Origin of the sequence: Halomonas heilongjiangensis (assembly GCF_002879645.1) — a bacterium.
GTDB lineage: Bacteria > Pseudomonadota > Gammaproteobacteria > Pseudomonadales > Halomonadaceae > Halomonas > Halomonas heilongjiangensis.
This window is the reverse complement of record NZ_PNRE01000041.1, coordinates 1-8,316: the sequence shown is the minus strand read 5'-3', so window position 1 is coordinate 8,316 and position 8,316 is coordinate 1. Positions and strand designations below refer to the sequence as shown.

The following is an 8,316-nucleotide window of genomic DNA, read 5'->3' as shown; positions in this document are numbered from 1 at the left end:
GCGCCACGTGCTCGCGCAGGCGCTGGCCCTGGTCGGCCAGGCGCTGGGAGGCGACGGTGTGCTCCTCGACCAGGCCGGCGTTCTGCTGGGTCATGCGATCCATCTGGGAGACCGCCTCGTTGACCTGCTCGATACCGTGGCTCTGCTCCCGGGAGGCGGCGGAGATCTCGTCGACCAGGGTGCTGAGCTGGGTGATCTCCCGGGCGATGCCGGCGATGATCTTGCCGGTCGCCTCCACCTGACGGGTGCCCTCGGCGACCTGGCCGTCCGAGGTCTCGATCAACCCCTTGATCTCCTGGGCCGCTTCGGCACTGCGGCTGGCCAGCTTGCGCACCTCCTCGGCGACCACGGCGAAGCCGCGGCCATGCTCGCCGGCCCTGGCGGCCTCGACGGAGGCATTCAGCGCCAGGATGTTGGTCTGGAAGGCGATGGCGTCGATGGTCTCGACGATGGTGGTCATCTGGCCGGCGCTCGCGTTGATCGCCGACATGGAGTCGATCACGCTGGTCATGGCCTGGCGGCCCCGTTCGGCGTTCTGCGCCGTGCTGCCGGCCAGCTCACGGGCCTGTTCGCCGTGATCGGCGTTCTGCTTCACGGTGGCGGTCAGCTGCTCCATGCTCGAGGCGGTCTCGGCCAGCGACGCCGCCTGCTGCTCGGTGCGGGTGGCCAGCTCGTCGTTGCCCGCGCCGAGCTCGCCCACGGCGTGGTTGAGCTCGTCGGCGCTGTGGTGGATCTCGCCGATGGTCGAGGCCAGCGCGGCGCGCATGCGGTCGATGTCGTAGAGCAGGCTCTGCCGGTCGCCCGCGGTAAGGCGCACGTCACGGGTCAGGTCGCCATCGGCGATATGGCTCACCACCTCCGCGGCATAGCGCGGGTCGCCGCCGAGGCGCCGGGAGATGTCGCGGATCGTCAGGCCCATCAACCCCGTCAGCGGCAGCCCCACCGCCAGCAGCGCGAGCAGGTTGCCGACCAGCGAGGCGCGGAAGGCGGCGTCGATGTCGTCGATGTAGACCCCGGTACCCACGACCCAGCCCCAGGGGGCGTAGTAGGCGTGGAACGAGGACTTCTCCGCCAGGCCGCCCTGCTCATCGTGGGCCCAGAGATAGTCGACGAAGCCGTCGTCATGGTGCACGGACTCGACGAACTCCCGGAACAGGTAGCGTCCCTCGTCGTTCTGGAAGTCACCGACGGAGGTGCCCACGGGCAGGCGCGGGTGGGCCAGCAGTTCGTAGTCCTCGTTGAAGACATAGAGATAGCCGCGGCCCTGGTCATAGGTCATGTCGCGCACCATGGCCGCCGCCAGGGTCCTGGCCTCGGCCTCCTCGAGCTCGCCGTCGGCGACCCGCTCGGCCTGGCCGGCGATGGCGTTCATCGCGATGTCGATGGTGTCACCGAGCGCCGCCTTGCGCTCGCTGAGCATGGTCTGGCGGTTCTCCCAGGCGCCCCAGCCGACCAGCAGCAGCATGGCCAGCCAGATGATGCCCAACAGTCCCCACAGTCTTTTCGTCGTCGACAGTCCCCGCATGGTGTCCTCGGTCGTCCTCATCTGGTGGTGTGGTGGTCGCGGTGCATCCTGCCTCGCACCGGCACTCGTGGCTGGATATCGGCCCGTGTCGCCGGCGCTTGAGGCCGAAGGGAGGCGCCGTTCACTCGCTGACGCGCTCGACCAGCGCCATCTCGTCGCTGGTCAGCAGCTTGTCGATGTCCACCAGCACCAGCATGCGATCCTCGAGGCTGCCCAGGCCGCTGAGGAAGTCGGAGGAGAGCGTGACCCCGAACTCGGGGGCCGGCTTGATCTGATCGGGCGACAGGGTCATCACGTCGGAGACGCCGTCGACCACGATGCCGACGATCCGGTCCTCGACGTTGACCACGATCACCACCGTCTGGCCGCCGTACTCGACCCTGTCGAGGTGGAACTTGATGCGCAGGTCGACGATCGGCACGATTACCCCGCGCAGGTTGGTGACGCCCTTGATGAAGTCGGGGGCGTTGGCGATCCGCGTGACGTTCTCGTACCCGCGGATCTCCTGCACCTTGAGGATATCGACGGCGTACTCCTCCTCGCCCAGCGAGAACACCAGGAACTCACGGTGGTGGGCGTCGGCCGCCGTCAGGGCCGCGTCATTCGTCTGGTTCATGATGAGGTCTCCAGCGGGTTGTCGGATAAGGCTTCGAGAGAGTGAGCGGCACGCACGGGCCGGCGCGCCTCCTTCTTGCTGCGGCTGAGGCGATGCAGGCCGGTGATATCCAGGATCAGGGCCACGCTGCCGTCCCCGAGGATGGTCGCCGCCGACACCCCCGGCACCTTGCGATAGTTGGTTTCCAGGTTCTTCACCACCACCTGCTGCTGGCCGACCAGGTCGTCCACCAGCAGGGCATAGCGGCGTCCCTCGCCCTGCACGATCACCGCGATGGTCTCGGTGAGCTCGGTCCTGGCGTCGGGCACGTCAAGGGCCTCGTGGACCGCCACCACCGGCAGGTACTCGTCGCGGACCTTGAGCACCACGTCGTCACCGGCCATGGCATAGAGGTCCTCCCGGGCCGGCTGCAGCGACTCGAGCACCGCCGACAGCGGCAGGATGAACATCTCGCCGCCCACCTTGATCGACATGCCGTCGAGGATCGCCAGGGTCAGCGGCAGCACGATGCGGATCGTCGTCCCTTCGCCCGGCGTCGACATGATCTGCACATGCCCGCCCATGCCCTGGATGTTGCGCTTGACCACGTCCATGCCGACGCCACGGCCGGAGACGTCGGTGACCTCCCTGGCGGTGGAGAAGCCGGGGGCGAAGATCAGCTGCCACACCTCGTCGTCGCTCATGGCGTCCGAGACGTTCAGGCCGTTCTCGCGGGCCTTGGCCAGCAGCCTGTCGCGATCGAGGCCGGCACCGTCGTCGATCACCTCGATGAGGATGTTGCCGCCCTGGTGCTTGGCCGACAGCACCAGCCTGCCGGTGCGCGGCTTGCCCGCCGCCTCGCGCGCCCCGGGCGGTTCGATGCCATGGTCGAGGCTGTTGCGCACCAGGTGGGTGAGGGGGTCGATGATGCGTTCGGTGAGGCTCTTGTCGAGCTCGGTGGACTCGCCCTCGGTGACCAGTTCGATCTCCTTGCCGAGCTTGCCCGAGGTCTCGCGCACCACGCGCGGAAAGCGGCTGAACACGAAATCCATGGGGATCATGCGGATCGACATCACCGCTTCCTGCAGGTCCCGGGCGTTGCGCTGCAGCAGGTTCATGCCGTTGACCAGCGAGCCGTCGGTCACGCCTTCGAGTTCACTGACGGTCTGGTCGAGCATCGACTGGGTGATGATCAACTCGCCCACCAGGTTGATGATCTGGTCCACCTTGTCCACCGCGACCCGGATGGAGGTCGACTCCCCGGCCCCCTTGGCGACGGGCCTGGGCTTGGCCGGTGGCGTCGTCTTCGCGGCCACGACCGGCTCGGCAGGGGCATCGGCGATGGCGGCCGGCGCTTCCTGGCCGATCGCGGCCCGCGCGCGCACCGCGATCTGCTCGGGCTCGATGATGAAGCACATCACCGCCTCGATGTCGTCGGCGCTGGCCGTGGTCTCGAGCGTCACTTCGTAGCGGGCCTGGTCGCCGGACTGACCACGCACCTCGCCGAGCTGGGCGAGCTCTTCCACCAGCAGTTGACGGTTCTCGTCGTTCACCCCCAGCAGGGCCACCACCAGTTGGCAGCCGTCACCGCCGGCCGGTGTCGGGTCGGCGGGAGGCGCCTCCGGGGCCGGTTCGGGCGCCGGCGTCGCGACGGCCCCTGCCGCGGGAGGGCCGCCGTCGAGGTCCTGGCCGATCTCCTCCAGCGCCAGCCGCTGCAGGGTCCTGCAGATGCGCTCGAAGGCCTCCTGATCCGGCTCGGTGCCGCTGCGATAGGCATCCAGCTGATCGTGAAGCATGTCCTTGGTTTCCAGAAAGGTGTCGACGATGTCGCGGCGCAGGGCGAGCTCGCCGCGCCGGGCATGGTCGAGCAGGTTCTCGAACAGGTGGGTCGTCTTCTGCAGCACGTCGAAACCGAAGGTCCCGGCACCGCCCTTGATCGAATGCGCGGCCCGGAAGATCGCATTGAGCTGTTCGGCATCCGGCTCCTCGACATCCAGCTCGAGGAGATAGCGCTCCATGTCGGCGAGCAGCTCCTCGGCTTCCTCGAAGAAGGTGTCGTAGAAATCGGTGATATCCATCCGCGTCTTCCACCCTGGAGTAGTGTTGACGGGCCTCAGGGCCCCTGATCGCCACCGAGGGCCTGGCGCAGGCTGTCGGTGAACCGCTCCACCGGCGCCGGGTCGACGGGGCCGGTGTCTCGCTGTCTCAGCAGTGACGGCATGCCGGGGCCGTCCAGCAGGCTGGGCGAACGGATCCGCTCGCTCACCTGGGGGAAGAGCACCAGCAGTTCGATGCGCCGATTCATCGGGTCGGCCGGGTCGGTGTCCGGCATCGGCACCCGGTCGGCGAGGCCCGACACCCGCAGCAGCTTGTCCGGCTCCAGCCCCCCGCTCACCAGCTCGCGGCGCGAGGCATTGGCCCGACCGCTGGCGAGCTCCCAGTTGCTGTAGCCCCGGTAACCGTTGAGATAGGCCAGGCTGTCGGTGTGGCCGCTGAGGCTCAGGTCGTTGGGCAGCTCGTTGAGCAGCGGGGCGATGGCCCGCAACAGGTCGCGCATGTAGGGCGCCACCCGGTCGCTGCCGAGATCGAACATTGGGCGCTGCTCGGTATCCAGCAGCTGGATCCGCAACCCCTCCTGGGTGAGGTCGAAGCGCAGCTGCGGCCTCAGCTGGCGCAGCTCGGGGTCGGCCTCGATCACCGCCTCGATGCGCCGCTGCAGGTCCCTGAAGAAGCGCCGCTGCTCGTCGCTGGGCCGGGTCTGGGTGCGCATGTCGATGCGCGCCCGCTCGCCGTCGGTGTGCGCCGGATCCGGCCCGCCGCCGGGAATCGGGCGAGTGCTGCCGGTGGCTCGCTCGCCACCGGTGGTGATCGCCCCCACCAGCGGGGTGCTGAAATAGTCGGCGACCCCCTCGCGCTGCTCCGGGCTTGCCGCGGAGAGGATCCACATCACCAGGAACAGCGCCATCAACGCCGTCATGAAGTCGGCCAGGGCGATCTTCCAGCTGCCGCCATGGTGACGGTGGACCACCTTCTTGCGGCGGATGATGATCGGCCGCCGCTCCCCCGCCGCACTCATGCGCTACCCGTACCCGACCTGGCGTTGCGCACGTACTCCTCGAGTTCGCTGAAGCCGGGACGCTCGGCGGTATGCAGCGCCTTGCGGCCGAACTCCACCGCCAGTTGCGGGGCATAGCCGTGCAGGCTGGCCAGCAGGGTCACGCGGATGCACTGCAGCATCTTCTCCGCCTCCTTGGCCTGGCGCTCGATGCGACTCGCCACCGGATTGATGAAGCCGTAGCCGAGGAGAATGCCCAGGAAGGTGCCGACCAGGGCATGGGCGATCATCTCGCCCATCTCGTCGGGGGCGGCATCGGCGGTACTGAGGGCCTTCACCACCCCCATCACCGCCGCCACGATGCCGAAGGCGGGCATGGCGTCGCCCACCTTGGCGATGGCATCGGCGGGGATGTGCGCCTCCTGCTCGAAGGCCTCGATCTCGTGGAGCATCAGCTCGTCGATCTCCATGGGATCCATGCTGCCGCTGACCATCAGGCGCAGGTAGTCGGTGAGGAAGTTCATGATCATGGGATCGGCGAGCACCTGGGGATGCTCGTTGAACAGGGCGCTCTCCTGGGGGGTGTCGATGTCGCGCTCGATCCCCAGCATCCCCTCGCGGCGCACCTTCGAGAGCAGCTTGAACTGCAGCGCCATCAGCTCCATGTAGAGCGCCTTGTCGTACTTCTTGGAGCGGCGCAGCCTCGGGAAGATCCGGAAGGAGGCCTTGATCGCCTTGCCGTTGTTGGCGGCGATGAAGGCGCCGACGCCGGCCCCGCCGATCATCAGGAACTCGGTGGGCTGGTAGAGGGGGCCCAGGTTGCCGCCGGCCAGCACGAAGCCACCGAACACGCAGAGGATGACGACGATATATCCAAGGGGTATCAGCACTGCCGGTGTCCTCTTCTCGCAACGTTGCATGTCCCGCGGCTGGCACTGGGCCATCGAGTCCCCGCCGCACCAGGCACACGCCATGGCGGCGGGAGCGTCATCTCCGTTATCGGCAGGGACGAGTCGGACTTGAGGAGGGCGGCGGGAAAAAATCGGGTGGCAGGGCCAGACAGCAAGACGCCCCGGTGCGGGGCGTCTGGGGGTATCAGGGGGGCTCAGGCCCGGTGGCGAATGGCCGGTTTCGGCCCATGGCCGCTGGCCACGGCCGGGACCGGGGCCTTCTGCCGCTTGCGAGTCTTGCCGGCCCGGGAGGGAGGCTGGCAGAGGCCGCACACATAGTCGTGGGAGGGGCTATGGGCATGGGCGACGAAGTGGCCGCCACAGCGGGTGCACCCGGAGAGCTGCAACAGGTCGCTCTCGAAGAAGCGCACCAGGGTCCAGGCCCGGGTCAGCCCCAGCACCATCTCGGCGCCATCGATCTGGACCTGCTCCCGATAGAGCCGGAAGGCCCGCACGAAGGCCTCCATGCGCTCACAGCCATGATCCTCCCGCAGCCGCAGGTAGATGTTGTAGAACAGCGAGGAGTGGATGTTGGGCAGCCAGGTGATGAACCAGTCGGTGGAGAACGGCAACATCCCCTTGGGCGGCGACATGCCGCGGACTTCCTTGTAGAGCCTGATCAACCGGGCGCGGCTGATGTCGGTTTCGGTTTCCAGCACCTGCAGCCGGGCGCCGAGCTCGATCAGCTCGATGGCCAGTTGGACCTGCTCCATTTCGGTGACCAGACTCTTCTGCGACATGACTCAGGCCCCCATCGCCAGCTCGTCCGGGCGAGTCGCCATCAGCAGGGCGGCGTGGAAACGGGACAGGCCCTGCTCGCGCTGGTTATGGGTCACCTGGCGCAGCCGCTCGGCGCTCACGTGGCCGAAGTGGCACAGCAACTGGTTGGTCCGCGCCAGCTTCGCCAGCTGCCGGGCATTCAGCGACAGCAGTAGATCCGCCATCTCGTCGTCGATCTTCAGGCGGAACATCGCCGAGGTACGATCGCCGTGCAGCATGCGCTGCGCGAGAAGGAGGTAGGCGAGGTTGAGCTCCTCGATCTCGTCCAGAAGACTGGTATCGTTCATGGTTCCCTGCGCCAAGGTATGGGTCGTGAAAAATCGACACACGACGTCATTGTTATTTCCGCCCGGCCATGCTCTTGCGACACGGTCGTCGTCGCGGACGTCAGTTCCGTTGACAGATTGTGTACATTTATTACCACCTTGCAATCCTACGAAACTCCACCTCCGAAGGTCGCCAAGAGACCATCAGCAACAGGGTCCAAAAAAAGACCAGGAAAAACATGCTTCTGACGTAAGGGGAAAGGCTTAGTGTCTATAATACGACAAAGCTTACTTTGGTTTTTTACAAATAAATAACATTTTTTTACAAATACAAACAGCTATCTGGCCCCATCCCTCGCCTCCTCGGCGATCTCGCGCACCCAGACCAGCAACTCGGCGATGACCCGGTAGAGACTCGGCGGGATCCGTTCGTCCAGATCCAGATGCATCAACAGCGCCACCAGCTCCGGCGCATCGTGCACGTGGATGCCCTGGCGCTTCGCCTCGGCCATGATCCGTTCGGCGAGCTCGCCATAGCCCTTGGCCACCACCCGCGGCGCATCGTCGCCGTCGCGATAGGCCAGCGCCACGGCACGCTTGCGACGCTCCGGCGGCGTGTCGCTCATGACACCTCCCCGGGGCCGGGTGGCCCGACCCGCACCCGGACATCCACCAGGCCGCAGGCCTCGAGGCGCGCCGTCAGCCGGCCGGCCCCCCGCTCCAGCGCTCGCAACACGCCGGGCTCGCGGGCCCCGAGATCGAGATCCAGCCGGTCGCCACGCAGCCAGAGGTCGACCCCCACCTCACCCAGGCCGGCCACCTGCAGCGTCATCCCGGAGCGCCAGCCACGGGACTCCCGCTCCTGGCGACCGGCCTCATCGTCAGGTGCCTCCTCCTCCCGCTGGCCAGCGGGCAGATGCAGCACCAGCGCCATGAAGATGCCCGTCCAGACGTCACCTTCCCAGCGCAGCACCGGCATGGACAGCATCTCCAATTGATGGCGCACGATACCCTGCAGGCTCTCGTGCAACGGCTCCCGTGCCACGCGCACCTGCCGATCCGCCTCCTCGGCCGGCACCGGCTGACCCGCCGCCGGCAGGCCGGGGTCACGCCCCTCGACGCCACCGTCGGCAGTTGCCGTTAGG

General features: G+C 67.3%; 9 protein-coding genes. All 9 read right to left on the bottom strand.

All coding sequences use genetic code 11. The features are described from left to right. The coding region (locus C1H66_RS09365) for a methyl-accepting chemotaxis protein (RefSeq protein ID WP_102627623.1) at positions 1-1,525 on the bottom strand (1,525 nt) is incomplete at its 3' end. 121 nt (positions 1,526-1,646) lie between these two features. Continuing rightward, positions 1,647-2,141, bottom strand: coding sequence for a chemotaxis protein CheW (locus C1H66_RS09360; protein WP_102627622.1), 495 nt, complete (start codon positions 2,139-2,141; stop codon positions 1,647-1,649). Beyond that, positions 2,138-4,198 (bottom strand): chemotaxis protein CheA, encoded by a 2,061-nt coding sequence (cheA, locus tag C1H66_RS09355; protein ID WP_102627621.1) that lies wholly within the window; start codon positions 4,196-4,198, stop codon positions 2,138-2,140. Before cheA ends, C1H66_RS09360 begins: the two co-directional genes overlap by 4 nt. Positions 4,199-4,233: 35 nt before the next feature. After that, positions 4,234-5,196: a flagellar motor protein MotB gene (gene motB, locus C1H66_RS09350; protein ID WP_102627620.1), complete on the bottom strand. Its 963-nt coding sequence runs from the start codon at positions 5,194-5,196 to the stop codon at positions 4,234-4,236. Continuing rightward, the gene (gene motA, locus C1H66_RS09345; RefSeq protein WP_102627619.1) at positions 5,193-6,065 is read right to left on the bottom strand and encodes a flagellar motor stator protein MotA; all 873 of its coding nucleotides are present in this window, start codon (positions 6,063-6,065) and stop codon (positions 5,193-5,195) included. The genes motB and motA overlap by 4 nt, the downstream gene beginning before the upstream one ends. A 215-nt stretch (positions 6,066-6,280) precedes the next feature. Beyond that, on the bottom strand, positions 6,281-6,865 hold the full coding sequence (flhC, locus tag C1H66_RS09340; RefSeq protein WP_102627618.1) for a flagellar transcriptional regulator FlhC: 585 nt from the start codon (positions 6,863-6,865) through the stop codon (positions 6,281-6,283). 3 nt (positions 6,866-6,868) lie between these two features. Next, positions 6,869-7,192 (bottom strand): flagellar transcriptional regulator FlhD, encoded by a 324-nt coding sequence (gene flhD / locus C1H66_RS09335; RefSeq protein ID WP_102627617.1) that lies wholly within the window; start codon positions 7,190-7,192, stop codon positions 6,869-6,871. 317 nt (positions 7,193-7,509) lie between these two features. Further along, the gene (locus tag C1H66_RS09330; RefSeq protein WP_102627616.1) at positions 7,510-7,797 is read right to left on the bottom strand and encodes an EscU/YscU/HrcU family type III secretion system export apparatus switch protein; all 288 of its coding nucleotides are present in this window, start codon (positions 7,795-7,797) and stop codon (positions 7,510-7,512) included. Continuing rightward, positions 7,794-8,316 (bottom strand): flagellar hook-length control protein FliK (gene fliK, locus C1H66_RS09325; protein WP_146010703.1); only part of this gene is annotated, 523 nt, incomplete at its 5' end. The genes fliK and C1H66_RS09330, both read right to left, overlap by 4 nt.

What these genes read in the sequence shown, in the direction of transcription:
- C1H66_RS09360 (WP_102627622.1), bottom strand. Translation starts at nt 2,141, where the DNA reads ATGAACCAGACGAATGACGCGGCCCTGACGGCGGCCGACGCCCACCAC.
- cheA (WP_102627621.1), bottom strand. Translation starts at nt 4,198, where the DNA reads ATGGATATCACCGATTTCTACGACACCTTCTTCGAGGAAGCCGAGGAG.
- motB (WP_102627620.1), bottom strand. Translation starts at nt 5,196, where the DNA reads ATGAGTGCGGCGGGGGAGCGGCGGCCGATCATCATCCGCCGCAAGAAG.
- flhC (WP_102627618.1), bottom strand. Translation starts at nt 6,865, where the DNA reads ATGTCGCAGAAGAGTCTGGTCACCGAAATGGAGCAGGTCCAACTGGCC.
- flhD (WP_102627617.1), bottom strand. Translation starts at nt 7,192, where the DNA reads ATGAACGATACCAGTCTTCTGGACGAGATCGAGGAGCTCAACCTCGCC.
- C1H66_RS09330 (WP_102627616.1), bottom strand. Translation starts at nt 7,797, where the DNA reads ATGAGCGACACGCCGCCGGAGCGTCGCAAGCGTGCCGTGGCGCTGGCC.